General features: G+C 66.8%; 21 protein-coding genes and 1 pseudogene. 13 read left to right on the plus strand and 9 right to left on the minus strand.

Going from position 1 to position 24,134, the window contains the following annotated elements; all coding sequences use genetic code 11:
- Positions 1 to 115: 115 nt before the first annotated feature.
- Entirely contained in the window at positions 116 to 442 is a 327-nt protein-coding gene (locus DIE04_RS23450; protein WP_047901862.1) for a thioredoxin family protein, read from the plus strand.
- Positions 443 to 452: 10 nt separating this feature from the next.
- Positions 453 to 872, plus strand: a complete 420-nt coding sequence (locus tag DIE04_RS23455; protein ID WP_124520877.1) for a secondary thiamine-phosphate synthase enzyme YjbQ — start codon at positions 453 to 455, stop codon at positions 870 to 872.
- Positions 873 to 930: 58 nt separating this feature from the next.
- Here DIE04_RS23455 and atsR read toward each other — a convergent pair whose 3' ends face one another.
- The 4 genes from atsR to DIE04_RS23475 all read right to left on the minus strand — a co-directional run bounded on the left by atsR (position 931) and on the right by DIE04_RS23475 (position 5,813).
- Positions 931 to 2,742, minus strand: a complete 1,812-nt coding sequence (gene atsR, locus DIE04_RS23460) for a hybrid sensor histidine kinase/response regulator AtsR (RefSeq protein WP_124520875.1) — start codon at positions 2,740 to 2,742, stop codon at positions 931 to 933.
- 9 nt (positions 2,743 to 2,751) lie between these two features.
- Complete coding sequence (locus DIE04_RS23465; protein ID WP_124487060.1) at positions 2,752 to 3,252, minus strand: molybdopterin-dependent oxidoreductase; 501 nt, start codon at positions 3,250 to 3,252, stop codon at positions 2,752 to 2,754.
- 50 nt (positions 3,253 to 3,302) lie between these two features.
- On the minus strand, positions 3,303 to 4,184 hold the full coding sequence (locus tag DIE04_RS23470) for a helix-turn-helix domain-containing protein (RefSeq protein WP_124487059.1): 882 nt from the start codon (positions 4,182 to 4,184) through the stop codon (positions 3,303 to 3,305).
- A 612-nt stretch (positions 4,185 to 4,796) separates the two neighbouring features.
- A complete protein-coding gene (locus DIE04_RS23475; protein ID WP_124487058.1) occupies positions 4,797 to 5,813 on the minus strand; it encodes a 1-aminocyclopropane-1-carboxylate deaminase in 1,017 nt (338 codons plus the stop codon).
- Positions 5,814 to 6,004: 191 nt separating this feature from the next.
- Here DIE04_RS23475 and DIE04_RS23480 point away from each other — a divergent pair, with 191 nt between their 5' ends.
- Positions 6,005 to 6,505: an Lrp/AsnC family transcriptional regulator gene (locus DIE04_RS23480; protein ID WP_124520873.1), complete on the plus strand. Its 501-nt coding sequence runs from the start codon at positions 6,005 to 6,007 to the stop codon at positions 6,503 to 6,505.
- Positions 6,506 to 6,546: 41 nt separating this feature from the next.
- Here the strand turns inward: DIE04_RS23480 and DIE04_RS23485 are convergent, their stop codons facing one another.
- The 3 genes from DIE04_RS23485 to mdeB all read right to left on the minus strand — a co-directional run bounded on the left by DIE04_RS23485 (position 6,547) and on the right by mdeB (position 10,017).
- Positions 6,547 to 6,750, minus strand: a complete 204-nt coding sequence (locus tag DIE04_RS23485) for a hypothetical protein (protein ID WP_124487056.1) — start codon at positions 6,748 to 6,750, stop codon at positions 6,547 to 6,549.
- Between the two features lie 93 nt (positions 6,751 to 6,843).
- Positions 6,844 to 7,155 carry a hypothetical protein gene (locus DIE04_RS23490; RefSeq protein WP_260426915.1) on the minus strand — a complete coding sequence of 104 codons (312 nt, stop codon included), beginning with the start codon at positions 7,153 to 7,155 and terminating at the stop codon, positions 6,844 to 6,846.
- A gap of 129 nt (positions 7,156 to 7,284) precedes the next feature.
- Entirely contained in the window at positions 7,285 to 10,017 is a 2,733-nt protein-coding gene (gene mdeB, locus DIE04_RS23495; RefSeq protein WP_124520871.1) for an alpha-ketoglutarate dehydrogenase, read from the minus strand.
- 165 nt (positions 10,018 to 10,182) lie between these two features.
- On the opposite strand from mdeB, the gene DIE04_RS23500 reads away from it, so the two are divergent.
- From DIE04_RS23500 to DIE04_RS23530, 8 genes and pseudogenes are all read left to right on the plus strand, one after another.
- On the plus strand, positions 10,183 to 10,710 hold the full coding sequence (locus DIE04_RS23500; protein ID WP_124520869.1) for an Lrp/AsnC family transcriptional regulator: 528 nt from the start codon (positions 10,183 to 10,185) through the stop codon (positions 10,708 to 10,710).
- Between the two features lie 256 nt (positions 10,711 to 10,966).
- Complete coding sequence (gene poxB / locus DIE04_RS23505) at positions 10,967 to 12,688, plus strand: ubiquinone-dependent pyruvate dehydrogenase (protein WP_124521002.1); 1,722 nt, start codon at positions 10,967 to 10,969, stop codon at positions 12,686 to 12,688.
- A 344-nt stretch (positions 12,689 to 13,032) separates the two neighbouring features.
- On the plus strand, positions 13,033 to 13,623 hold the full coding sequence (locus tag DIE04_RS23510) for a class I SAM-dependent methyltransferase (RefSeq protein ID WP_124520867.1): 591 nt from the start codon (positions 13,033 to 13,035) through the stop codon (positions 13,621 to 13,623).
- Between the two features lie 140 nt (positions 13,624 to 13,763).
- Positions 13,764 to 13,883, plus strand: a pseudogene (locus tag DIE04_RS30225) (glycine betaine/L-proline ABC transporter ATP-binding protein); the annotation flags it as partial.
- A gap of 711 nt (positions 13,884 to 14,594) precedes the next feature.
- On the plus strand, positions 14,595 to 15,839 hold the full coding sequence (locus DIE04_RS23515; RefSeq protein WP_124487052.1) for a hypothetical protein: 1,245 nt from the start codon (positions 14,595 to 14,597) through the stop codon (positions 15,837 to 15,839).
- A 230-nt stretch (positions 15,840 to 16,069) separates the two neighbouring features.
- Entirely contained in the window at positions 16,070 to 16,558 is a 489-nt protein-coding gene (locus DIE04_RS30230) for a hypothetical protein (RefSeq protein WP_124520865.1), read from the plus strand.
- Positions 16,559 to 16,561: 3 nt separating this feature from the next.
- Complete coding sequence (locus DIE04_RS23525) at positions 16,562 to 17,254, plus strand: C39 family peptidase (RefSeq protein WP_124487050.1); 693 nt, start codon at positions 16,562 to 16,564, stop codon at positions 17,252 to 17,254.
- A gap of 8 nt (positions 17,255 to 17,262) precedes the next feature.
- Positions 17,263 to 17,973, plus strand: a complete 711-nt coding sequence (locus tag DIE04_RS23530) for a hypothetical protein (protein ID WP_124520863.1) — start codon at positions 17,263 to 17,265, stop codon at positions 17,971 to 17,973.
- Between the two features lie 96 nt (positions 17,974 to 18,069).
- On the opposite strand, the gene DIE04_RS23535 is transcribed toward DIE04_RS23530, so the two are convergent.
- Positions 18,070 to 19,446: an acetate kinase gene (locus DIE04_RS23535; RefSeq protein WP_124520861.1), complete on the minus strand. Its 1,377-nt coding sequence runs from the start codon at positions 19,444 to 19,446 to the stop codon at positions 18,070 to 18,072.
- Positions 19,447 to 20,330: 884 nt separating this feature from the next.
- Positions 20,331 to 21,482: a porin gene (locus DIE04_RS23540; RefSeq protein ID WP_124520859.1), complete on the minus strand. Its 1,152-nt coding sequence runs from the start codon at positions 21,480 to 21,482 to the stop codon at positions 20,331 to 20,333.
- 573 nt (positions 21,483 to 22,055) lie between these two features.
- Between DIE04_RS23540 and DIE04_RS23545 the strand changes: the two genes are divergently transcribed.
- Entirely contained in the window at positions 22,056 to 23,093 is a 1,038-nt protein-coding gene (locus DIE04_RS23545) for an ABC transporter substrate-binding protein (protein WP_044848040.1), read from the plus strand.
- 70 nt (positions 23,094 to 23,163) lie between these two features.
- Entirely contained in the window at positions 23,164 to 24,129 is a 966-nt protein-coding gene (locus tag DIE04_RS23550; RefSeq protein ID WP_124520857.1) for a proline/glycine betaine ABC transporter permease, read from the plus strand.
- Positions 24,130 to 24,134: the final 5 nt, after the last annotated feature.

Genomic DNA, 24,134 nt, shown 5'->3' on the forward strand with positions numbered 1-24,134 from the left:
GGTTTGCGCGTCCGCGCGCCGGCATCGCGCCGGCTTTTCCGCTACAGTAGGACATCGCCGATCGCACCCGCCGACCCGGCGCGATCACGTTCCAGAATTGCACATGAGGGCACCGATGCACACCCCGCAACGCTATTCCGAAGAAGCGCCCACGCGCGCGGAAGTCGACGCACTCGCCGGCGCGACGGTCATCGAATTCGGCGCGAACTGGTGCGGGATCTGCGCGGGCGCGCAACCCGCGATCGTGGCGTCGTTCGCGGCACACCCCGCCGTGCGCCACCTGAAGATCGAGGACGGCCCGGGCCGCCCGCTCGGCCGTTCGTTCCGCGTGAAGCTGTGGCCGACACTGGTGTTCCTGCGCGACGGCGTCGAGGTCGCACGCGTCGTGCGCCCGGCCGATGCACAGCAGATCGAAGCCGACGGCTTTGCCGCGCTGGCCTGAAGGCATCGCCATGCAACAGGCCATCACGCACATCGCCGTCGACACGCGCGGCAGCGGCCTCGTCGAATTCACGCCGCAGGTGCGCGCGTTCGTCGACCAGCAGTCGATTCGCACCGGCCTGCTCACCGTGTTCTGCCGCCATACGTCCGCCTCGCTGCTGATCCAGGAGAATGCGGATCCGTCGGTGCAGCGCGATCTCGAACGCTACTTCGCGACGCTCGCGCCCGAGGACGACACGCGTTACGAGCACGACACCGAAGGCGCCGACGACATGCCCGCCCATTTGCGTACGGCACTCACGCAGGTGCAGCTGTCGATCCCGGTCGAGCACGGACGCATGGTGCTCGGCACCTGGCAGGGCATCTATCTGTTCGAGCATCGTCGCGCCCCGCATCGTCGCGATATCGTACTGCATCTGATCGGCGAGTAGGCGCGGAACCGCGCCACGGGCGGTCAGAGGGTCCGCCCGTCACGCGTCGCGGCCACGCTCAGCCGAGCAGCTTCTCGACGAGCGCGCCAAGTTCGCGCAGGTGAACAGGCTTCGGCAGGAATTCGTCGAACACCCGCTGGTTCTCGCGCAGCGCGGCCGATTCATATGCGCTGACACCGACAATGGACGGAAACTTTCCGTCGTCGTCCGGTTGCGCGACCATCCGGATGCGGTGCGCGACTTCGAAGCCGCTCAGGTCGGGCAACTCGAGATCGAGCACGACGAGGTCGTAATGCGTGTCGCCGAAACGGGCGACGCCTTCCTGGCCGGTGCCGCACAGATCGGCGTCGAGGCCGAGCGCCGACAGCATCGCGCCGAGCGTTTCGCGCGCGTTGTCGTTGTCGTCGACCACGAGCGCGCGGCGGTTGCGGTGCGCGGCGGCGGCCGGCCACGCCGGCGCGTCGCCGGCCGTTTCGCCGGCATCCGGCACCTCGGCAGGCAGCGTCACGACGAACTCGCTGCCCTCGCCGACGACGCTGCGCACGTCCACGTGGCCGCGCAGCGTCGTCACGATCTCGCGCACGACGGCGAGCCCCATCCCGATGCCGTCCACATGCAGGCCGACCGCGTCGTTCGCGCGATAGAACGGCTCGAAGATCTTCGACAGATGCTGCTTTGCGATGCCGGCGCCGGTATCGCGCACGACGAGTTTCAACTGCCGCCCGGCCGGCGCGTCGACGAGCGCGATCGACACGTCGATCGATCCGTCGACCGTGTACTTCACCGAATTCTCGATCAGGTTCGACAACACCTGACGCAACAGCTTGCGGTCGGAGCGGATCGCGAGGTCGCGAGGCTCGACGCGCTGTGCGACGGCGATCCGCTTGGTCGCGATCTTCTCGCGCAGCGGATCGAGCACCTCGGCGAGCAGCGACGCCATGTCGACCGTTTCGGTTTCGGCGAGGCGCTTGGTCGAGCGCAGCTTGATGTAGTCGGTCAGGTCCTTGACCAGCGCTTCGAGCGACGACGCGGAATTCTGCAGCCGCCGGATCGTCTTCAGGTTCGCGTCGGATTGCGGCCGCGCGAGCAGGATCTCGATCGATCCGCAGATCGCCTGCAGCGGGGTGCGCAGTTCATGGCTGACCATCCCGAGGAACGCGTTCTTCGCCTCGATCATCTCGAACGCGCGATCGGATGCCTTGCGCTCCGCATCGAGCGCCGCGTCCTGTCGTTCGAGCAGGTCTTCGCGCGTGCGCATCGTATAGAACAGCAGCAGGAACAGCGCGCACAGGATCACGCCGAGGATGATGCCGAGCGACAGGATCGCCCGCTGCTTTTCCTTCAGCTGATGGAACGTGAAGTCGCGCTGCGCCATCTCGATTGCGCGGAAGTAGTTCGCGAGGCCGTTGACCTTCGGCCAGTACGCGTTGACATCGTCGATCACGTGTGGCGCATCGTTCCGCGCATCGCGCAGCAGCGGCACGTCGTGCTTCAGGCGCGCCATGAATGCGCCGAGCACCGCGATTTCGGCACGCGCGCGCGGGATGCGCAGCCAGTATTCGGACACTTCGGACGGCCGCTGCAGGAACCCGAACGACACCGACAGGCTGTCGAGCTGCATCTGAACGTGGTCGAAGTCGTCGTCCACGTGCGTCGAGTAGAGGATCAGTTGCCGGTCGAAGCGCGCATACGCGTTCCGGTATTGCGCGGCGGTCCAGAACACGCCTTCGCGCGGCCCCTCGAGCACACCCTCGTTGACCGACGTCGCGAGCAGGTCCCACAGCAGGAATGCCCACGCGGCGAATCCCAGGATCCACAGCGATCCCAGGACCAGGATGATTTTTCTGTTCTTCCACCGCACGCGCATCATGCCGCGCGCTTACTTCACGGTCAGGCCGATGATCTGCCACGCGAACTTGGCTTCGCCGAGCGGCGTCTTCAGCTCGTCGGGGTACTGGTCGCGCGGATACATGATCCACAGCGGGCCGTAGTTGTCGTTGCCGAGCACCTTGCCGTTCATCGTGCGCGCGAGGATCACGCCGTACTTGTCGGCATCGGACACGGGGATCGTGAACGTGTATTCGTCGATGCAGCGGAACTCGATCTGCGTGCCGTGCGCGTCGACGGTCTTCAGCACGTCGGACAGGCGCGGGCCGGTGAAGGTCGCCTTCGGCGTCCAGCTCGTCGACGTGACGATCGTGTGCTGCGGCAGCGCCATCAGCGCCTGCTCGGTAAAGACAAACACCGTCTTGCCGGGCTGGTTGCTGCGGCCGATCTTGCCGTCGACGGTGAACGTGAACGACGCGGCCCAGCTCGCGGCGGCGATGCCGAGCAGGCCGGCGGTGAGCAGGCTCTTGATCCAGATGGTCGAAATTCGCATGTCGGTCCCTTCGTTCGTGTGCGCGTGGTGATGGGTTTTCGGGGGGGCTCTCAATTCGCGGCGGCGACCGCGGCCGGCGCCGGCTGCGTGAGCTTCAGTTCGCGGGCGACTTCGGCGAACAGGATCGGCAGGCGCACCGGCTTCTCCTCGCAGCGCGCGTTGTAGTGCGACACGATGTGCGCGATTTCGTCCTCGCTCGCCTCGCCGGTGGAGATCTTGCCGGTCAGCAGGAAGATCGGCGCGCCGCCGTTTTCGCTCGACCGGATGCCGCGCACGAGCTCGGCCGCGGTCTCGTCGCCGAGCATCCAGTCGAGGATGTAGGCGTCGAAATCCTCGAGCTCCAGCGCCTTGCGGAACGACGCGCCGTCGTAGTACGGAATCGCGTTCACGCCTTTTTCGAGGAAGTATTCGCATACGGTTTCGGCGACGTCCTGCGAATCGTCGACCACCGCGATCCGCGCCGCGTAGACGGTCGGCTGGCTCGAGCGCAGTTCGATCACGTCGACCGGATAGAGGCGGCCTTCGCGCGCGTGCTGGCGTTCGGTGACGATCCATTCTCCCTGCCACTGCAGCGCGACGAAATCCGTGTCGATCTGGCTGCTGGCCTTCGCCGAGATCGCCGCACGGCAGCGAAAGCGGCGCGACTCGATCACGAGCGTCGCATCGATCATCTCGGCGGCGGCCGGTTGCGTGCCCTTGTCGTCGAGCAGGATCGCGGGCGGCACGCCGAAGTGCGTCGCGATGTCCTGCAACTGCGACAGGTTCCACGGGATCAGGCCTTTCATCTTGCGCGTGACGACCGAGAAACTGAGGCCGAGCACGTTCGCGATCGTGGTGTTGTGACTGCGCGGCGGAATGCCGTTGCGCGTCAGCAGATCGTGCACCTTGGTGGCGGTGATGAGATCGACGTTGGCCTGCTCGCTATTGGGCATCTCGATGGGGTCTCCTGGGTTTGAGCGACGAAGAGCATATTCAAAAGTGACGCAATACGCAAACTTTGAAAATGCGAATCACCTTGACATGCCATTTTTCTCCATTATTATTGCTCACCGCGTCACTATTGTTTGTCGCGTCAGGTTTGGGGGCCGGTGTCGACACATTCGGCCCGGCGAAACGCGGCAGCCAGCGCGTGACTGAACGATTCGAAGAGAGCCACAGAGAGCCTGAGAGAGCCTTGGACTGCGTGTCGGCGTGGGTGAATTGTATTCGCCTCGCCGCGCGCAAGCCGGGTACGCGCCCGCGCGGGCGGGATAGCGCGAAGCAGTGCGGCGCAAATAAAACATGAGGAAAGTGGAAACGGTTCGCCGTTTGCCGGCGCCGCGGCTGCTGCTGTCGGCCGCTGCGCGCAGGGGCTGTCCGTCATTGGCAGCACGATGTCGTGGATCCACGTGAAGGACCAGACGCAGTCGTCGACCTTCACGTACCGGTCGGTCGCGATTCCGCTCGGATCGAGGCGGCTTTCCAGTGGGAATCGACAGGAGGCGGCCCACCCGCGAGGCAGTGCCGACCTCACGCAGGCCTCGCCGGTCTGCTGCGTCGCCAGATCAGCCTTCCCGAAAAATCCCGCTATACGCGCTCAACGCCGGTACGCCGCCAAGGTGCGCATACAGCACCTTCGACCCTGGCTCGAATTCCCCGCGCCGCACCTTGTCGATCATTCCGTGCATCGATTTCCCTTCATAGACGGGATCGGTCAGCACGCCTTCCAGTCGCGCACACAGACGAATCGCGTCCAGCGTGCCATCGTTCGGCAGCCCGTATTCCGGCCCGGCATAGCGCGTGTCGAGCACGACGTCCTTCTCTTCGATATCGCGCCCCAGGCCGACCAGTTCGGCCGTATGCCGCGCGATGCGCGTGATCTGTTCGCGCGTCTGCTCCGGCTTCGCCGACGCGTCGATGCCGATCACGCGATCCGCGCGCCCGTCGGCCGCGAAGCCGACGACCATCCCCGCCTGCGTGCTGCCCGTGACCGAGCAGACCACGATGTAATCGAACTTGAAGCCAAGCTGTGCTTCCTGCTCGCGCACTTCTTCCGCGAAGCCGACGAACCCGAGTCCGCCGAGCGGATGCTCGGAACACCCGGCCGGAATCGGATACGGCTTGCCGCCCGCCTGCCGCACGCTCTCCATCGCTTCTTCCCAGCTGCGGCGAATGCCGATGTCGAAACCGTCGGCGACGAGCCGCACATCGGCGCCCATCATTCGTGACAGCTGGATGTTTCCGACGCGGTCGTACACCGGATCCTCGTAGTTGACCCAATGTTCCTGCACGAGCACGCACTTCATCCCGAGATGCGCGGCGACGGCCGCGACCTGGCGTGTCTGGTTCGACTGCACGCCGCCGATCGACACGAGCGTGTCGGCGCCTTGCGCAAGCGCGTCGGGGATCAGGTATTCGAGCTTGCGCGTCTTGTTGCCGCCGAACGCGAGGCCGCTGTTGCAGTCCTCGCGCTTCGCGTACAGCTCGACCTTGCCGCCGAGATGCGCGCTCAGGCGCTTGAGCGGCTGGATCGGCGTCGGGCCGAACGTGAGCGGATAACGGGGGAAACGTTGCAGGTTCATCGAGAGTCTCCGAAAGACGGTGGGCAGGAAATCGGATCGGTCGCGTGCGGCCGGTGAGCCGTGTCCCGATGCAAAGATGATAGGCAGGACGCCGGGAAATGAGCTTGCGAAATAAATGATGAACGCCTACGTTATCGATGTATAAAAGCAGAGGCAGATAATTTTGGTTCGCAGAATCAATCGGAGACGCAATGAAATTAGATCGCAGCAGCGCCGCCCCCGCCGATGCCGCGCCGACGCTCGACCGCATCGACCGCGCGATCCTGCGGCAGCTGCAGCAGGACGCGTCGATCTCGAACGTGAGCCTCGCCGCGAAGGTGAAGCTGAGCGCGCCGGCATGCCTGCGGCGCGTCGAGCGGCTGAAGGAGATGGGGTTGATCCGCGGCATCGTCGCGTTGCTCGATCCGAAGCCGCTCGGTGCCGGGATGCTGGTCGTGATCGGCTTCGTGCTCGATCGTTCGACGCCGGAGGCGTTCGCCGAATTCGAGAAGGCCGCGCAGAAGGTGTCAGGGTGCGTCGAGTGCCACGTGGTGACCGGCGAATTCGACTACTTCATGCTGGTCCGCACGCGCGACAACGAGAGCTTCAATCGCTTGCACGCCGAACAGCTGCTGTACCTGCCCGGCGTGCGGCAGGTGCGCTCGTTCATGGTGCTCAAGGAGATTTTGTCGACGCATGCGCTGCCGGTTTAGTGCAGCGGGATGTGGATGGCGTACTCACTTCGCTTCGACTCCTATCGCTTGCGCTGTCTGGGGTCGATGCCGTTTTGCTCGAGTAGCTTTCGCAGTCGTGCGTTATCGCCCCACAGCGTTGCGAATGCGATCACTATCATCAGGGTGGGAAACCATTCGCCGGTCGCGGCGATGATGGTCCATCCTACGGCGGTGCAAATCAGCGCCGTGACGATGAGGAGCAAATGATCCACAATCCACTTCATCGTGTACTCCGGATTGCAGTGTTTGCCTTCAACCCGAGATAGCTATGCGGCCGGGCGCGAGAACTTCAGGATGCCGCAGGATTTGCGCCATGATCAATGGATGAACCGCAAGGCGATGGCGCGCGCCCCATTGCGCAACCGCCAAGGACAGGTCGGTTCCCCGTTTGCCGACGCAGCATCTGTCGCGACCATCAGGCTACCAATGACCGCGCCCAGATAGACGCTGCCGAGGATCGCCCCAACGACGGTTGCTACTTCGAGTTTCGTGGTCGCGCCAAACAATTCCGCGACCTTCGCATCCGGACCTAGTGTCTTGAGCGCGCCCATCATCGTGCTGACACTCGCCACCGCGGTTTGCAGGGTCGCAAACAGCGTTGTGGGAACGGGCATATGCAGCGCGGTCATGTTTGCTTGAAACGCTTCGGAAAAGCTCGAACATCTCGGTGTTGGCACGGGCAATTCTCCTGACGAATGGACTTATTCTACCTATTCGTCTTCGCCCGCCATCTCGAAAATGGGCGCTACATGGCGCGCTCAGCGTTGCCACGGCGCCGCGCCCGGCTGCTGCCGCACCGTCTTGCCGAGCCGTTCGCGCGCAGTATCCAGCGCCGCCGCATCGAGTTCCCCGTCATCAGCCAGCGCCTTCAGCGCGGCGAGCACGATGCTCGCGCGATCGACTTCGAAGAACGCGCGCAGCGCGTCGCGCGTGTCGCTGCGGCCGAACCCGTCGGTGCCGAGCGTCACGTAGCGGCGCGGCACGTACGCGCGGATCAGTTCGGGCACCGCACGCACGTAATCGGTCGCGGCGATTACCGGGCCATGCGTTCCTTCTAGCATCCGCGTGACATACGACGATGCCGATCCGTCGCCGAGCCGCGACTGCCGTTCGGCTTCCATCCCGTCGCGCTGCAACTCGCTGAAACTCGTGACGCTCCACACGGCTGCATCGATATTCCAGTCGTCCTTCAGCATCCGCTGCGCGGCGAGCACCTCGCCGAGAATCGCGCCCGCGCCGAACAACTGCACGCGCGCGGTCGCGTTCACTGCGGACGGCAGCCGATGCATGCCCTTCAGGATGCCTTCGCGTCGTGCGGCCGGATCGTCGTCGGGCATCGACGGCTGCGCATAGTTCTCGTTCATCACGGTCACGTAATAGAACACGTCGCGCTGCTGTTCGACCATCTCGCGCATGCCGGCATCGATGATCGTTGCGACTTCGTACGCGAACGCCGGGTCGTAAGCGCGGCAGTTCGGAATCGTCGACGCCGTGAGATGGCTGCTGCCGTCCTGATGCTGCAACCCTTCGCCGCCGAGCGTCGTGCGCCCGGACGTCGCGCCGACGAGGAAGCCGCGCGAGCGCTGGTCGGCGGCGGCCCAGATCAGGTCGCCGATCCGCTGGAAACCGAACATCGAGTAGTAGATGTAGAACGGCAGCATCGGCAGGTCGTGCACGCTGTACGCGGTCGCGGCGGCGATCCACGACGACACCGCGCCGGCTTCCGAAATCCCTTCTTCGAGAATCTGGCCGCGCGTGTCCTCGCGGTAGTAGAGCATCGAGCCGAGATCCTCCGGTTCGTAGCGCTGTCCGAGCGGCGAGTAGATGCCGACCTGCCGGAACAGACTCGCCATGCCGAACGTGCGCGCCTCGTCGGCCACGATCGGCACCACGCGCGGACCGATGTCGCGATCCTTGATCAACGCGGCGAGCATGCGCACGAGCGCCATCGTCGTCGACATCTCGCGGCCGGCCGCCTCCAGCGCGAACGCACCCCAGGCCGGCATCGAAGGGACGGTCAGCCCATTCGATGCCGCCATCCGCCTTCTGGGCAGATAGCCTCCCAGGGCAGCCCGGCGTGCATGCAGGTAACGCATTTCCGGGCTGTCTTCCGCTGGTTTGTAAAACTTCAACTGCTCGACGTCGCCGTCCGACAGCGGCAACCGGAAACGGTCGCGGAACGCCTTCAGGTCATCGACGTCGAGCTTCTTCTGCTGGTGAGTGGTCATCCGCCCCTGGCCGGCCGCGCCCATTCCATAACCCTTCATCGTTTTCGCGAGGATCACGGTCGGCTGGCCGCGATGGGCGAGCGCGCGCGCATACGCGGCGTGCAGCTTGCGCGCGTCGTGGCCGCCGCGGCGCAGGCGGTCGATTTCCGCATCGGTGAGCTGGGCGGCCAGCGCTTCGAGCGCCGGGTCGCCGCTGAAGAAGCGCGCGCGGTTGTACGCGCCGTCGTTCGCGGAGAAGGTCTGGAACTGGCCGTCGACGGTGTCGGCGAACGCGCGCGCGAGGGCGCCCGCGTGATCGCGCGCGAACAGCGGATCCCAGTCGGAGCCCCACAGCACCTTGATCGTGTTCCAGCCGGCGCCGGCGAACAGCGCTTCGAGCTCGTCGATCACGCGGCCGTTGCCGCGCACCGGGCCGTCGAGCCGCTGCAGGTTGCAGTTGATCACGAACACGAGGTTGTCGAGCCCTTCGCGCGCGGCGAGCGACAGCGCGCCGAGCGATTCGGGCTCGTCCATCTCGCCGTCGCCGAAGAAGCCCCACACGGTGCGGCCGGCGGTGTTCGCGAGCCCGCGATGCTGCAGGTAGCGCATGAAGCGCGCCTGGTAGATCGCGTTGATCGGGCCGATGCCCATCGAGCCGGTCGGGAACTGCCAGAAATCCGGCATCAGCCACGGATGCGGATACGAACACAGCCCGGGCCCGGCGATTTCACGACGGTAGTGCTTCAGGTGATCTTCAGTGAGGAAGCCTTCGAGATAGGCGCGCGCATACACGCCCGGCGACGAATGCGGCTGGAAGTAAACGAGGTCGCCGCCCGGGCCGCTTTCATGGCCTGCGTCGGCCGGCGCCGCGCGGAAGAAATGGTTGAAGCCGACTTCGAACAGGTCCGACGCCGACGCGTAGCTCGCGATGTGGCCGCCGAGTTCGCCGTATGCGCGGTTCGCGCGCACGACCATCGCGAGCGCGTTCCAGCGCAGCGCGGCGGACAGCCGTTCCTCGAGCTCGGCGTCGCCCGGATACGGCGTCTGCTCGTGCGCGGCGATCGTGTTCAGGTACGGCGTGACGGGGCCGCGCGGCGCCGCGAGCCCGCGGGTGTGCGCATGCGCGGCGAGCCGGCCGAGCAGGTACTGCGCGCGTTCCTTGCCGACGTGCGCGACGACGGCGTCGAGCGCTTCCAGCCATTCGGCGGTTTCTTCCGGGTCGGCGTCGGCGTGAGCCGCGCCCGCGCGCCGTGTGGCGTCGATTCCGTTCGACAGGTCCGTCATCGCAGGTCTCCCCGCGCGCCGGTTCGGAGCGGCGCGCAATCAGTGGCAATCGGTCGGATCATGCTACCCGCCGATCCGCAAAATATGCGTCTGATTTCATTGGGATTTCGCTCACGGATAGTGTAAATATTCCGGTTGTGGCCACTCTTCCGGAATATTTCGACCATGAGCGCAAACCCGCGTCGGCTCGACCGCATCGACATCGGCATCCTGAACCAGCTGCAGCAGAACGCGCGCATCACGAACGCGGAACTCGCGCGCGCGGTGAACTTGTCCGCCACGCCGTGCTTCAACCGCGTGCGCGCGCTGGAGAAGCTCGGGTTGTTCCGCCAGCAGGTCACGCTGCTCGATCCCGAGCCGCTCGGGCTGCGGATCAACGTGTTCATCCAGGTCAGTCTCGAGAAGCAGGTCGAGGATGCGCTGCAGCGTTTCGAGGAGGCGATCTCGCAGCGGCCCGAGGTGATGGAGTGTTACCTGATGTCGGGCGACGCCGACTATCTGCTGCGCGTCGTGATGCCCGACATGCGCACGCTGGAGCGCTTCATCATCGAGCGGCTGACGACGATTCCCGGCGTGTCGAACATCCGGTCGAGCTTCGCGCTGAAGCAGGTGCGCTACAAGACCGCGCTGCCGCTGCCGGCGTCCGGGCTGACGCTCGTCGATCCGGACGAGTCGGCGTCCGACTGGGGCTGAGTGCGGGGCGCCGGCGCCCGTCCGGTTTCAGGTTTCAGACGAAACGGCGCCAACGCGCCGACGATTGCCCGACGCCGTCGAAAGGGGCGGACTGCCGCAGATCCGGTCGCTGCGCGTCGCTGCGCCTTGCCGCGCGGGGCGCCCGCGTCTTCACGACGCCGCGCGGCACGATCGCGTATGCTCGTTCGGTCAGCGGCGAAGGCGGCTGCCGGAGTCGATTCAATCGTGTGACGACCGATCAACGAGCGAGGGCATGATGGCTAGACAGACGATGGCGGAATACCTGGCGAAGACGCTGGCGGCAGCGGGCGTCGAGCGCATCTGGGGCGTGACGGGAGACAGCCTGAACGGCCTGTCGTTCAGCCTGAGCCAGATCGGCTCGATCCGCTGGATGCATACGCGGCACGAGGAAAGCGCGGCGTTCGCCGCGGGCGCGGATGCGGCGTCGACCGGACGGCTCGCGGTGTGCGCGGGCAGCTGCGGCCCCGGCAACCTGCACCTGATCAACGGGCTGTACGACTGCCACCGCAATCACCAGCCGGTGCTCGCGATCGCCGCGCACATTCCGTCGACCGAGATCGGCCTCGGCTACTTCCAGGAAACCCATCCGCAGGACCTGTTCCGCGAATGCAGCCATTTCGCGGAACTCGTGACGAACGCGTCGCAGTTCCCGCGCGTGCTCGCGCGCGCGATGCGCACCGCGATCGAGGAGCGCGGCGTCGCGGTGATCGTGCTGCCGGGCGACATCGCGCTCGGCGACGGCCCGGAAGAAGCGCCCGCGTGGAGCGACTCGGCGCCGTCGTCGATCCTGCCGGCGGACGCCGATCTCGACCGGCTCGCGGCGCTGCTCAATGGGTCGGACGCGGTCACGCTGCTGTGCGGCAGCGGCACGCAGGGCGCGCACGACGAAGTGGTCGCGCTGGCCGACACGCTCGGCGCGCCGGTCGTGCATGCGCTGCGCGGCAAGCCGTTCGTCGAATGGGACAACCCGTTCGACGTCGGGATGACGGGGCTGATCGGCTTCAGCTCCGGCTATCACGCGATGGAATCGTGCGACACGCTGCTGATGCTCGGCACGGACTTCCCGTACCGGCCGTTCTATCCGACGAATGCGAAGGTCGCGCAGATCGACTGGAAGGGCTCGCAGCTCGGCCATCGCGCGCCGCTCGCGCTCGGGCTCGTCGGCACCGTGAAGGAAACGATCGCCGCGCTGCTGCCGCGCCTCACGCGCAAGACCCAGCGGCGCTTCCTCGAGAACGCGCTGAAGCACTACGCGGCCGCGCGCAAGGGCCTCGACGATCTCGCGGTGGCCGAGCCGCCGGGCCGCGCGATCCATCCGCAATACCTGACGAAGATCGTCGACGAAGTCGCGGCCGACGACGCGATCTTCACGGCCGACGTCGGCACGCCGACGCTGTGGGCCGCGCGCTACCTGACGATGAACGGCAAGCGCCAGCTGCACGGTTCGTTCAATCACGGTTCGATGGCGAACGCGATGCCGCAGGCGCTCGGCGCGCAGGGCGCGCACCCTGGGCGGCAGGTCGTGTCGCTGTCGGGCGACGGCGGGCTGTCGATGCTGCTCGGCGATCTTCTGACTGCGCGCCAGCTCGACCTGCCGATCAAGATCGTCGTCTACAACAACAGCCTGCTCGGCTTCGTGTCGATGGAGCTGAAGGCGGCCGGCTATCTCGACACGAACGTCGACCTGAGCCCGACCGACTTCGCGGCGATCGCGAAGGGCGCGGGGATCTTCAGCGTGCGCGTCGAGCATTCGGAGAACGTCGAGCACGCGCTGCGCACCGCGTTCGCGCACGACGGGCCGGCGGTCGTCGACGTCGTGACGTCGAAGTACGAACTGGCGATGCCGCCGAAGATCGAGTTCGCGCATGCGAAGGGCTTCAGCCTGTTCATGCTGCGCGCGATCATCAGCGGGCGCGGCGACGAGATCGTCGAGCTGGCGCGGACCAATCTGCGGTGAGGCGGCGGGGCGGCGCGAACCGTCGAGCGGCGAACCGTCGGCGATCGGGACGGGCCTGCGGCAGGTCACGATCGTCGGCGCGCGGTATCCCGCGCAGCTTCGGCGGCGCGTCGACCGCCGAGCGGGAAGCCGTCGATTGCACGGCCGGCAGTGGCGGCGCAATCAGGGACAATCTTCACGTCGCCTTAAGTTTGCATTTCCTAGAATCGATGGAGCGCCGCGCGTGCGTGGCGGACGGATTTGTTCAGGAGGATGCACGTGAAAGAGCCCCGTGGCGTCGTAGCCCTGTTACAGGCAGTCATTGGCACGCCGAAGCTGATGGCGCAACCGCGCAAGGTTGGCCGATGATCTGGCCGAACGCGTTGCGTGTCTCGGCACTGTTCGTGCGAGAGTGGGTCGGCCGCCCGGCCGCGGTGGGCGCGTTGTGCCCGAGTTCGCGGCATCTGGCGCGCGAGATGGCCGATGCGGTGCCGGACGGCGACGGGCTCGTCGTCGAGCTCGGCGGCGGCACCGGTGCGATCACCGCCGCGTTGCTCGAACGCGGCGTCGCGCCGGGGCGCCTCGTCGTGGTCGAGCGGGCGCCGGCGTTCGTGCAGCACCTGCGGCGGCGCTTTCCCGGGATTTCGGTCGTATCGGGCGACGCGCGGCAGCTCGAGCGGCTGCTGCCGCCCGATGCGCGTGTCGACGCGATCGTGTCCTGCCTGCCGCTGCGCACGTTGCCGCGCGAGGATGTGACGGCGATCGTCGGTCAGTGCGAGCGCGTGCTGTCGGTCGACGGCGTGATGATCCAGTTCACCTACGACCTGCGCGTGCCCGAGCGTCACCCGCTGCGCGATCCGGCATTCGTTGCCGATGCCAGCCGGATCGTGTGGGCAAATATTCCGCCCGCGCGCATCGTCACGATGCGCAGGGCCGCCATCGGACAGGTGGCGTGATGCCCGCATCCTGACACGCTTCCTTTCATCGACCCTGCGGAGGCCGTCGGTCGCGGCTCATGTTGCGGCGTCCGGCACGCGCGCCGCAGGCCGCGACGCGACCCGCCTGACGAAGCGGTCGAGCGGCGTCGCGTAGCCGCTTCATCACGCACGATCTCGACGACGCATCGCGGATCGGCGACCGGATCGCGATCCTGCGCGACGGCACGCCGGACGACATCCTGTCGCGTCCGGCGGACGATGATGTGCGGCGGTTCGTCGAGAAGAAGAGGAGTGCGAACCGAGCTGGCGGGAGCGGCCAGTGAAGCACGGGGGCGTTTCGCCTGTGTTTTGAGCGGCAGCCTGCCGGTACCCGCACGCGGTTGCACCGCAGGCAGCCCGTGGGTCACGTGCGGCGCACCTCGGGGGGATTTGCGTCGCCATTCCACGGCGCTTGCCGTCAGGAATCCTCGTTCCGGCCGATAACCGGACTCGCGCGCGCCCGCGCTCGCCGCGGACAGGATCCGAGGAAAAAGCGCCGAATCATAGTCGAAACATTTCTAAATGGCACTCCATGCGGGATTTTGATGCCTCATCGGAATGAATTCGGCGGGCGTCCTTGCCGGGCCTGCGTTTGCGATTGGGATTGAATATCCGGTGCTACGGGCATACCCGTATGGGCCGGCCGCGGCCGTTCAAAAGTGAAACATTCCGCGCTTGCAGGGACCTTCTTCGGAAGATCGGACAAGCGTTTGAATACAGAGAGAAATCCATCCGCGGGTCGAGGGTGTCCCGGCCCCGTGCCGATCGACACGTTTCAGACCTGAAACATAAATCGCATGCCGTAATCGGGCGAAGTGGGTTCTGTCGCGCAAAGCATCCAACCGGCTCCCTGTCGTCAGGCAGCTGGCGGGATTGGCATCGCCGATGCGTGTTGTCCTCCGGATTGGTGCAGTTGGCCAAGCCGTTCCTCGTTACTTCAGGAGGATTTCATGCGCAAAACTCTATTGGCGTCTGCTGCGCTTCTCGCCTTGGGATGCAGCGGCTACGCAATGGCGAATCCATGCAGCAGCGATACCAGTTCGACATGCAGTCAGAAAGCCGATGACGGATCGAACACTCTCAGCAACGCAGTCAGCTCAACCCAGACCAGCTCCACCGGGTCCAATGCGAATGAAGTTTCGCCTGGCGCGAGTGTCTACCAGGATTCGTACAACAGCACCAAGATCGTCGCGATCAGCAAACTCGACGGGTACGTGAGCAATGTCCAGGTCTGGGGCATCGGCAACAACGCGACCAACTCGGGCAGCGCGGCCGGCGGAAGCGGCGGCAAGGGCGGCAACGGGTATGGCTACGGCGGCATCGGAGGTAATGGCGGAAGCGGCGGTGCAGGCGGCGCCGGCGGCAAAGGCGGCAGCGCGCATAACGGCAGCGCCACGGCGGGTAACGCCAGCAATGGCAGCGCGACGGCCGGCACCGGCAACGGCGGCGGCGGCGGAGCCGGCGGCTCGCCTGACGCCAGCGGCGGGGGCGGCGGCAATGCCACTGCGAGCGGCGGCTCCGGCTCCGGCACGGGCGGCGGCGCGATCGCGGCCTCGGTCGGCGTAGGCGGTTCCGGCAAGGGCAGCGGCACAGGCTGGGGCGGCGGCACCGGCACAGCCAATCCCGGCTCCGCGTGGGCCAGGAATCATGGCAGCGGAAGCGCGTCGGCATCGGCCGGCAGCGGCACCGGCACCGGCACGGGTACCGGCACCGGCTCGGGCAGTGGCTCAGGCGGCGCAGGGTCGGCGGGTACGTCGACCGCTTCGGGCGGATCGGGCGCAGGCATCGGCGGCGCGGGTGCGGCCGCGGGCGGCACCGGCGGCGCGGCGGCGGCCACGGCGGGCAACGGCGGTGCCGGTGGCGCGGGCACGGGCGGCGGCGCGACGAACGGCGGCGCGACGACGACGGCCAGCAATGGCGGCGCAACCGCGGGTAGCGGCGCGGTGGGCGCGATGGGCGGCGCGGGCGGTGCAGGCGGCACCGGCAACGGCGGTGTCGGTAACGGCGCGGTCGGCGGCGCGGGTGGCGCAGGCGGAGCCAATGCGGTCAACGCGGGGACGTTCAACATGTCCAACGCGATGGCGAGCGTCGGCCAGACCGCCGCGGGCATCATGGTCGCCAACCAGAACAGCGGCATGGCGTCGTTGGTTCAGCAGGCTGTGACCGTGCAGGCGAACCTGTCCGTAGGACGTTAGCCGGCCGGCCGGTCCTTGCGAGCCGGATGCATTGACGCGGGCGCAGGCGAGCCCGCGACTTGCGTTCCATCGCCGATGGACAGGACCGCCGGCGAGGGCGGGATGGCCGAACGGCCGTCTCGCTCTCGCTGGCGCAGGCCGGGCTGATTTCCGTCGATCGACGGTCACGCGGATTCCGCTCCCTGTGCGCCGGTTTCGGGCCGGCTCGCGCAGGGACCAAGGAGACAGCCATGCGAATCCGAACGGCACTTTTGCTGGTGATATTGCCTGCGGCGCTGCTGCCGGGCCTGACGGCCCATGCCACGGCTGACGGGTCGCGAACCGTTGCGGCGGAGGCCACCGCCGATGTTGCGCCGGCAGCCGCAGCTTCCCCACCCGCCGCGCGCGCGGATCACGCCGATCCGGCCGCGGCCGTCGCGCCCCCTGCGGCAGCCATACCCGCTGCGACCGACACCGCGACCGCTCAAGCGGGCAGCTTCGGTGTCGCGATGACGCCTGACCAGCTCGACGAGCATCGGGGCGGCGATGCGCTGATCGGCCAAAACTATCTGACCGGCGCGGTGACCGACAACGTGGCGAACCGCGTGTCGACCGGCTCGAATTCGATCGCCGACGGCTCGTTCGCCAATGCGAGCGGCCTGCCTACGGTCATCCAGAATACCGGCGCCAACGTGCTGATTCAGAACGCGACGGTGCTCAACGTGCGCTTCGGGAACTGAGCGATGAGACCGGTTGCCGCAGCATGCATCGCGGCGCTCGCTTACGCGCTGTCCGTCCCGGTTGCATGGGCGGACGAGATGACGGTCGTCGATCCGGCGGGCGCAGGCTATGCGATGCACGTCACGAGTCTCAAGGAGGCCCGCTTCAAGCGCACCGTCAAGCAGCAGTTCGATTTCAGTTGCGGGTCGGCTGCCGTCGCGACGCTGCTGACTTATCAGTACGACTATCCGATGACCGAGCAGACCGCCTTCGCCCAGATGTGGGAGAACGGCAATCAGGAGAAGATTCGCCAGCAGGGCTTCTCGCTGCTCGACATCCGGCGGTTTCTCGACGCGCACGGCTTCGTCGCGGACGGGTTCGAGCTGCCGTTGCAGACGCTCGCCAGGACGCACACGCCGGCGATCGTGTTGATCACCGAGCACGGCTATCACCATTTCGTGGTCGTGAAGGGGCTGCGTGACGGGCGTGTGCTCGTCGGCGATCCTGCCACCGGCACGCGCCCGATGTCGCTGGCGAGCTTCGAGCAGAAGTGGGAAGACCATGTGATTTTCGTGATTCACAACCGGCCCGAGCTGGCGGTGTTCAACGACCCGCGTGACTGGCGCGTCGCGCCCAGCGCGCCGCTCTACACCGGTATCGCGCGCGACGGCCTGTACAACGTCGTGATGCCGAAGCACGGCCCGAACGACTTTTGAGGACCGTCATGAGATCCCAGACCAGGAACATCGCCGGCATCGCCGTGATGGTGTGCGGCGGGGTGACGTCCGTGAGTGCGGCGGCGATGCAGGACGACGCGCTGGCCGCGGCCGACGTGCCGGTCGCGCAGACGAGCGGCGTCGTCGAGGCATCCGCCGCGAACGCGGGCGCCGATATGGCGCCTGTGGAGTCGCGGGCCGGCGAGGTGCCGATCCTGCGTGCCGCGCCGCTCGCGATGGCGGAGTGCGCGGCAGGGCCGCCGGCCGTGGAGCCGGGCGGCGCGCAGGAACGGAACTGGCCGGCAGCCGGCGCGATCGCGCTCAGCGACGCGCGCCTCGATGCGATGCGCGGCGGCTTCGATATGCCGAGCGGTCTGAAGGTTTCGTTCGGCGTGTCGCGTGTCGCGTTCGTGAACGGCAATCTGGTCACGACAACCAGCTTCAACATCCCGGACATCAGTCATATCACCGCGCAACAGGCGCAGGCGCTGGCGGCCGCGAACGCGGGCGCGCTGATCCAGGTCGGCGCCGGCAACGCCGCGCAGCCCGCCGCGCTGCCGGCGCTGACCGGCGCGGTGATCCAGAACACGTTGAACAACCAGCAAATCCAGGCGGTGACGACGATCAACACGACCGTCAACACACTGTCGACGTTCAAGAACCTGAACGTGATGTCGACGCTGAACAATGCGTTGATCGGCGTGTTGCCGGGGCGATGAAGGCTCGGTGAGCGACCGATGAATGGCAGATGAGCGCGCACTGGCGCGCCGGGGCCCGCGTGCGGCGCGCGGCCCGCCGCACGCGCACGCTGGCGATCAGAATGCAATCGGCACGCGCAGCGTCATGACCACGTCCGGCGTGTCGCGTGTGAGGCCGGCGCCGATCGAGAGATTCAGCGTGGTCTTCGGCGACAACCGGTACGAGTAACCGAGGAGCAGTGAGCCGAGGATCACGCGCACCGAACTGGGCACCGTCTGGCCGTTCTGTTTCGTCGGCAGTACGATGCTCTGGTCGTAGCCGAGGCTCACCGACGCTTTCTCGTTCAGCGCGAGGCCCATGCCGATATTGAAACCCCAGATGTCGCCGGGCTGCACCTTGCCGATGAAGTCCTTCTGTCCATCGCGAATCGTGAGGCTGAGATTGTCGCGGCTGAAGCTGTGCAGATAGCTCAGGTTGCCGAAGAACACCACCGGGTCGGACGGAAAGAGCCACGTGAGGCCAGGCTGGATCGCGTAGAAGCCGGAGCCCGTCGGCTGCTCGAGCGGCAGGCCGGTGCCGGTGGCATTGCCGACGCAGCGCGTGACGCAGTCGGTGACGACGTCGAACGGGCTCTTGCCGGTGGCGCTCTTGAAGCGCAGCCAGCCGATGTAATAGAACTTGTCGGGGCCGCCGGTATTGAACTGGTAGCGCAGCGTCATTTCGACGTCGCCGAGGCCCTTGCCGTGGCTGTTGAACGCGTTGTCCTGGGCGGTGCCGGTGAAGATCTCGCGGCTGATCGTGTCGTTCGTCGAGTACACATAGGGGACGCGGACTTCGACTTCCATCCGGTTGGTGATCCCGTAGCGCACCGCGACCGCGCCCGTCAGCGTGGTCGTCTTGACTTCCCGCACGTCGACCAGGCCGATCAGCAGCGCCGGGATGATCGTGTAGCCGACGAGTGCGACGCGGTTCGACGACGAATAGCTGAACTGGAACGACGGCTCGACGACGAACTTGTTCTTCGGCGTCAGCACGCCGGGCTGATCGAAGATCGGCGCGACAGGCGGCGGTGTGGTTTCCGCCACCGGCGCCTGGCCGACCGGCCGGCTCGGTGGCGCGGCGGACCCGGCCGAAGATTGCACGTTGCCGGGGGCGTTGCCGGCCGCGCCGGGCGCGCTGCCCGGGGAGCCGGTATCGGCCTGCGTCGCCGCGTCGCCGGAGCCGCCGGCATCGCCGGTGCCCGCGCCACGCCGGGCCGCGAGTTCGCGGTTGTCCAGCGCCCGGCTCAGGCGCGAGAGATTGGCTTCCTCGTCGGCCAGTTTGCGCTTGAGCGCACTCAGTTCCTGCAGATGGCGATCGACTTCCTGGCGCAGCGCGGAAATGTTCTCCTGCGTCGACTGGGCGTCCAGCGACTGCGCTTGCGCCTGGGCCTGAAAGAGCAGCACGCTTGCATAGCTGATGGCATGGATGCAGCGAAATGGCATGCGCTTCACGGTGCGTCTCCACGATCGGGCCTGCGGTTCCCCGGTGCACACCGACGGCTGGCCGGCGCGCGTGTTGCCCCGGATCGCCTCGCGTCACATCGCGCGCGAGCCAGAGGATGTTTCTCCGGCGGCAACGACATGCGTGATCGAACGCAATGAAACTTCGGCAGCGAGGCCGCGCGCCGACACTCGATTGTCAATGTGCACGACGTCATGTCCCGCCGGCCGAACGACGCGGGGGCAGACCTCACGAGGCTAGTGCAGGCGGGCATCGAAAGCCAACCAGACAAACCCTTGCCCGCGTACGGTGGACGACGGACGTCACGGTTCTCCCTGTTTCACGGGGGCTTGCGTCAAAACCGAATGCACGTTTCGAGCCCGTGCGCGCAGGCTGCACGGCGGAATCATGGCAGTGTTTTCCCGTGTGCCGGCGGGCGTTGTTCCGACCAGACGATGCAGGGGGCCGACCGTCGTTGCCGGAGAGGCGATCGCGCGGAAGTCGCGCGTTCCCTTCCATCCGTGCGGCGCGTCGGTTGCGCGGGAAACGATTCGACGCGAGCGCGATCGTGCCGCGGCTCGTCGGCCGGCACGGGTTGAACGCGATCAGGTATCGGGAATACGGCTCGGGCTTGATGCCCGCGCGATATGTCGCGCTCGTCGTGCGGCATGGGGATGCCTGACGTCGAGGTGGCACGCAGCGTACCGGCGAATCGTGGGCGGCTGTCCTGTCAGCGTTGACCGGGCGCACGCACGACCTGCGCCGAATCACGTTGCCTCGCGTCGTCGCGGCGCGAAACAAAAAACCCGCCGGCAGGCTGGCGCTTGCGGGCGGGCGAAGACACCTCGGGCCGAGCGGCGCGGGTGTCGCGTGAAGAACGGAGAACCGGGTTGCGTCAGAACTTGTGGCGCAGCGCGAGACGCACGGCCACCTGGTTCGACGTCGACGACGGCGCGTCGGTGCCGGGGATGAACGCGTTGTCGAGAATCGAGTTCGTCTTGTCGCCGGCGATGTGCTGGTACGCGGCCTGCACGTACACGTCGGTGCGCTTCGACAGGTTGTAGTCGGCCATCAGCCCGACCGAGTGGATCTTCGGCTTCGCGTCGCCGGTCGATGCGTCGTACTTCTCGAGCGACAACACGTACTGCGCGCCGACCATGAACGCCGGCGTGATCTGGTACGAACCGTTCACCTCGAAGTTCTGGTACTTGATCGCGCTGACGGTCGCACCCGGTGCGACGATCGCGCCCGGCGTGCCGAGGTAGCCGTTGCCGGTCGGGTTCTTGTAGTTCGAGTTCGTGTACGCGAAGCCGACCGTCGCGGGTCCGAACGTGTAGTTGATGCCCGCGCCGAACACGCGCATGCGCTCGGCGATGTAGCTCGCGTCGTTCGCGGTGATCGCACCGGCCGAGCCGTCGCCCGGACGGTTCGCCTGCAGGTAGGCGGCGCCGATCAGCAGGCCGTTGTTCTGGTATTGCGCGCCGAAGCTGTACGCACGGTTGTCCGAGAAGTTCGTGCTGTTGCTGAAGCTGTATGCACCGCCGAACTGGAAGCCGCCGAAGTTCGGGCTCGCGTACTTCACCGTGTTGTCGAGGCGGAACGAGTTGTCGGTGTTGTCGTTGTCGAACGGGTGCGCGAGCAGGTAGCCGCCCCAGTTGCCGTTGGCCGTGGTCGGCGCGAGATAGTCGACGACGGAGTCGTACTGGCGGCCGAACGTCAGCGTGCCGTACTGCGTCTGGCTCAGGCCGACGTATGCCTGGCGGCCGAACATGCGGCCGCCCTGGTTGAGCCGGCCGGTGTTCACGTCGAAGCCGTTCTCGAGCTGGAAGATCGCCTTCATGCCGCCGCCGAGATCCTCGCTGCCCTTCAGGCCCCAGCGGCTGCCTTGCGCGTAGCCGCTCGCCATCTCGTAGACGTGGCCGGTGCCGACGTTGTTCGTGTAGTTCAGGCCTTCGTCGATCACGCCGTACAGCGTGACGCTGCTTTGCGCGAACGCGGGGGCTGCGAAGGTTGCCGTTACGGCGAGCGCCGTCAGGGTCTTTTTCATTGAGAGATCTCCGGGATATCCAGCTTCTTGTATCGGTTGTCGTGAGCGCGTCCGGCGAGGCGCGCCCCGTCATCCGGGGCGACCCGGCGCAGCGCGCGCGGCGCCGGAAGCGCGCGATGCGCGGCGGCGCGGCGACCGGCTGGGTCGGGTCGTGTCTCCTCCGATGACACCGCGCATTCTTCCCAAGCCGAAACGGATTCGAAAGCGAGTAATTTCGATGGATGGGATCGGGTTCGCCAATGGGGCGCGGCGGGTCGCTTCGACGGTCGAAACGGTGTGCGCGGCGCCGCGCTTCAACGCGGGGCGAGCGGTGCCCGAACAGGGCTCGATGTAGCCCGTTCCGGGCCGCGCGCGGGCCCGGTGAATCGGCTGAGAGGCCCGTCCGGCGGGCCACGCGAGGCATCCGACGATCGATTGGCGCTGCCGATTGCAATGATCGGAATTACTCGTTTCCCTAAACATATTGGTGGCTCGACCATGCAGCCTGACCGGACGTGGCTGGCTTCGCGATTTGCCGGTCGCCGCGCATGCCGCGACGCACAAACAACAGATTCGATTTGGAGACGACCCACCATGCAGATTCGACGACTGAAAACGGTCCTTCTCGCCGCCGCGGCGATTCTTTCCGCGCCCGCGGCCCATGCGGCCGGCGGCGCGTGCGCCGACGGCAAGACGGTCCATTTCGCGGGCATCACGTGGGAGAGCGGGTCGTTCGCGACCGAAGTGCTGCGGCAGATCATGGAGAAGGGCTACGGCTGCAAGACGGACGTCGTGCCGGGCAGCACGGCCGCCACCGAAACGGCGCTCGCGCGCAACGACCTGCAGATCTGGGCCGAGCAGTGGACGGGCCGCAGCGAGATCACCGCGAAGGCCGTTTCGTCGGGCGCCGTGAAGCTGATCGGCGACACGCTGCCGGGCGGCACGACCGAAGGCTGGTTCGTGCCCGACTACGTGGTGAAGGGCGATCCGGCGCGCAACATCAAGCCGGTCGCGCCCGGGCTCGTGTCGGTCGACGATCTGCCGAAGTTCAAGCAGGTGTTCGCCGACGAGGAGGAACCGGACAAGGGCCGCTTCCTGAACTGCCCGACGGGCTGGGACTGCGAGCGCGTGAACACGCGCCTGCTGAAGGTGCTGAAGCTCGACCAGTCGTACACGAACTTCCACCCGGGCACCGGTGCGGCGCTCGACGCGGCGATCGCGTCCGCGTACCAGCGCGGCGCGCCGATCGTGTTCTATTACTGGGGCCCGGCCGCGCTGATGGCGAAATACAAGTTCACCGCGCTGAAGATGCCGGCCTATAACGAAGCATGCTGGAAGACGTTGCGCGACGAGAGCAGCACGCACCAGTGCGCGTCGTCGTACATGGTGTCGCGGCTGACGGTCGGCGTGTCGAAGCCGTTCGCCGATGCGAATCCCGATCTCGTCGGCGTATTCGGCAAGGTGCGTTTCCCGATGGACTTCCTGAACCAGACGATCCTCGAGATGACGACGAAGAAGATCGACGGCGCGGCGATGGCCACGCAGTTCCTGAAGACCCGCCAGGACATGTGGAAGCAGTGGGTGCCGGCCGACGTCGCGCAGAAGATCGCCGGCAGCCTGAAGGGCGCGTAACCTGCGCGCGGCGGCGGGCCCGCGCCCGCCGCCGCCGTCACGCGCCTTCGCGGCGCGACGGAGAATCAACATGAACGGCTTCTTTCTGCACCTGTCGATCGCCGACTGGGTGAACAGCGCGCTCGAGACGTTCGTCGCGCAATACGGCGACAGCTTCCATCACTTCAGCGCGCTCGTGTTGCGCTACCTGCTCGTGCCGCTCGAAGGCGCGCTGCGCGTCGCGCCGCCGTGGCTCGTGCTGCTGGTCGTCGGCGCGATCGCGTGGAACGCGACGCGCCGCATCGGCCTCGGCGCGCTCTTCATGCTGCTGCTCTACGCGATCGGCTGCTTCGGCCTGTGGGACAAGCTGATGCAGACGCTCGCGCTGATGCTCGTCGCGACGGTGCTGTCGGTTGCGATCGGCGTGCCGGCCGGCATCCTCGCGTCGCGCAGCGCATGGCTGCGCCGGATGCTGCTGCCCGTGCTCGACGTGATGCAGACGCTGCCGAGCTTCGTGTACCTGATCCCGGTGCTGATGCTGTTCGGCCTCGGCAAGGTGCCCGCGATCCTCGCGACGATCATCTACGCGCTGCCGCCGCTGATCCGCCTGACCGATCTCGGCATCCGCCAGGTCGATCCGGACGTGACGGAAGCCGCGCGTGCGTTCGGCACGACGCGCTGGCAATTGCTCGTCAACGTGCAGTTGCCGCTCGCGCGGCCGAGCATCATGGCCGGCATCAACCAGACGACGATGATGGCGCTGTCGATGGTCGTGATCGCGTCGATGATCGGCTCGCGCGGGCTCGGCGAGGACGTGCTCGCGGGCATTCAGACGCTCGACGTCGGCAAGGGCACGCAGGCCGGCCTCGCGATCGTGATCCTCGCGATCGTGATCGACCGGATCAGCCAGGGCTTCGGCCAGGAGCGGCGCGCGCGCCGCCGGCTCGCACAGCAGCGCCGACGGAAGGGCGCGTCGCGCGTGCCGTACCGGCTGCCGCGCAAGGCGGAGTCGGCGGGCGTCGATTCGAATCAGGCGACGCAATCGTCGCGCGCATAGGAACG

The organism is Burkholderia sp. Bp8994 (genome assembly GCF_003853805.1).
In the GTDB taxonomy this organism is placed as follows: domain Bacteria; phylum Pseudomonadota; class Gammaproteobacteria; order Burkholderiales; family Burkholderiaceae; genus Burkholderia.

What these genes read in the sequence shown, in the direction of transcription:
- DIE04_RS23450 (WP_047901862.1), top strand. Translation starts at nt 116, where the DNA reads ATGCACACCCCGCAACGCTATTCCGAAGAAGCGCCCACGCGCGCGGAA.
- DIE04_RS23455 (WP_124520877.1), top strand. Translation starts at nt 453, where the DNA reads ATGCAACAGGCCATCACGCACATCGCCGTCGACACGCGCGGCAGCGGC.
- atsR (WP_124520875.1), bottom strand. Translation starts at nt 2,742, where the DNA reads ATGATGCGCGTGCGGTGGAAGAACAGAAAAATCATCCTGGTCCTGGGA.
- DIE04_RS23465 (WP_124487060.1), bottom strand. Translation starts at nt 3,252, where the DNA reads ATGCGAATTTCGACCATCTGGATCAAGAGCCTGCTCACCGCCGGCCTG.
- DIE04_RS23470 (WP_124487059.1), bottom strand. Translation starts at nt 4,184, where the DNA reads ATGCCCAATAGCGAGCAGGCCAACGTCGATCTCATCACCGCCACCAAG.
- DIE04_RS23475 (WP_124487058.1), bottom strand. Translation starts at nt 5,813, where the DNA reads ATGAACCTGCAACGTTTCCCCCGTTATCCGCTCACGTTCGGCCCGACG.
- DIE04_RS23480 (WP_124520873.1), top strand. Translation starts at nt 6,005, where the DNA reads ATGAAATTAGATCGCAGCAGCGCCGCCCCCGCCGATGCCGCGCCGACG.
- DIE04_RS23485 (WP_124487056.1), bottom strand. Translation starts at nt 6,750, where the DNA reads ATGAAGTGGATTGTGGATCATTTGCTCCTCATCGTCACGGCGCTGATT.
- DIE04_RS23490 (WP_260426915.1), bottom strand. Translation starts at nt 7,155, where the DNA reads ATGACCGCGCTGCATATGCCCGTTCCCACAACGCTGTTTGCGACCCTG.
- mdeB (WP_124520871.1), bottom strand. Translation starts at nt 10,017, where the DNA reads ATGACGGACCTGTCGAACGGAATCGACGCCACACGGCGCGCGGGCGCG.
- DIE04_RS23500 (WP_124520869.1), top strand. Translation starts at nt 10,183, where the DNA reads ATGAGCGCAAACCCGCGTCGGCTCGACCGCATCGACATCGGCATCCTG.
- poxB (WP_124521002.1), top strand. Translation starts at nt 10,967, where the DNA reads ATGGCTAGACAGACGATGGCGGAATACCTGGCGAAGACGCTGGCGGCA.
- DIE04_RS23510 (WP_124520867.1), top strand. Translation starts at nt 13,033, where the DNA reads ATGATCTGGCCGAACGCGTTGCGTGTCTCGGCACTGTTCGTGCGAGAG.
- DIE04_RS23515 (WP_124487052.1), top strand. Translation starts at nt 14,595, where the DNA reads ATGCGCAAAACTCTATTGGCGTCTGCTGCGCTTCTCGCCTTGGGATGC.
- DIE04_RS30230 (WP_124520865.1), top strand. Translation starts at nt 16,070, where the DNA reads ATGCGAATCCGAACGGCACTTTTGCTGGTGATATTGCCTGCGGCGCTG.
- DIE04_RS23525 (WP_124487050.1), top strand. Translation starts at nt 16,562, where the DNA reads ATGAGACCGGTTGCCGCAGCATGCATCGCGGCGCTCGCTTACGCGCTG.
- DIE04_RS23530 (WP_124520863.1), top strand. Translation starts at nt 17,263, where the DNA reads ATGAGATCCCAGACCAGGAACATCGCCGGCATCGCCGTGATGGTGTGC.
- DIE04_RS23540 (WP_124520859.1), bottom strand. Translation starts at nt 21,482, where the DNA reads ATGAAAAAGACCCTGACGGCGCTCGCCGTAACGGCAACCTTCGCAGCC.
- DIE04_RS23545 (WP_044848040.1), top strand. Translation starts at nt 22,056, where the DNA reads ATGCAGATTCGACGACTGAAAACGGTCCTTCTCGCCGCCGCGGCGATT.
- DIE04_RS23550 (WP_124520857.1), top strand. Translation starts at nt 23,164, where the DNA reads ATGAACGGCTTCTTTCTGCACCTGTCGATCGCCGACTGGGTGAACAGC.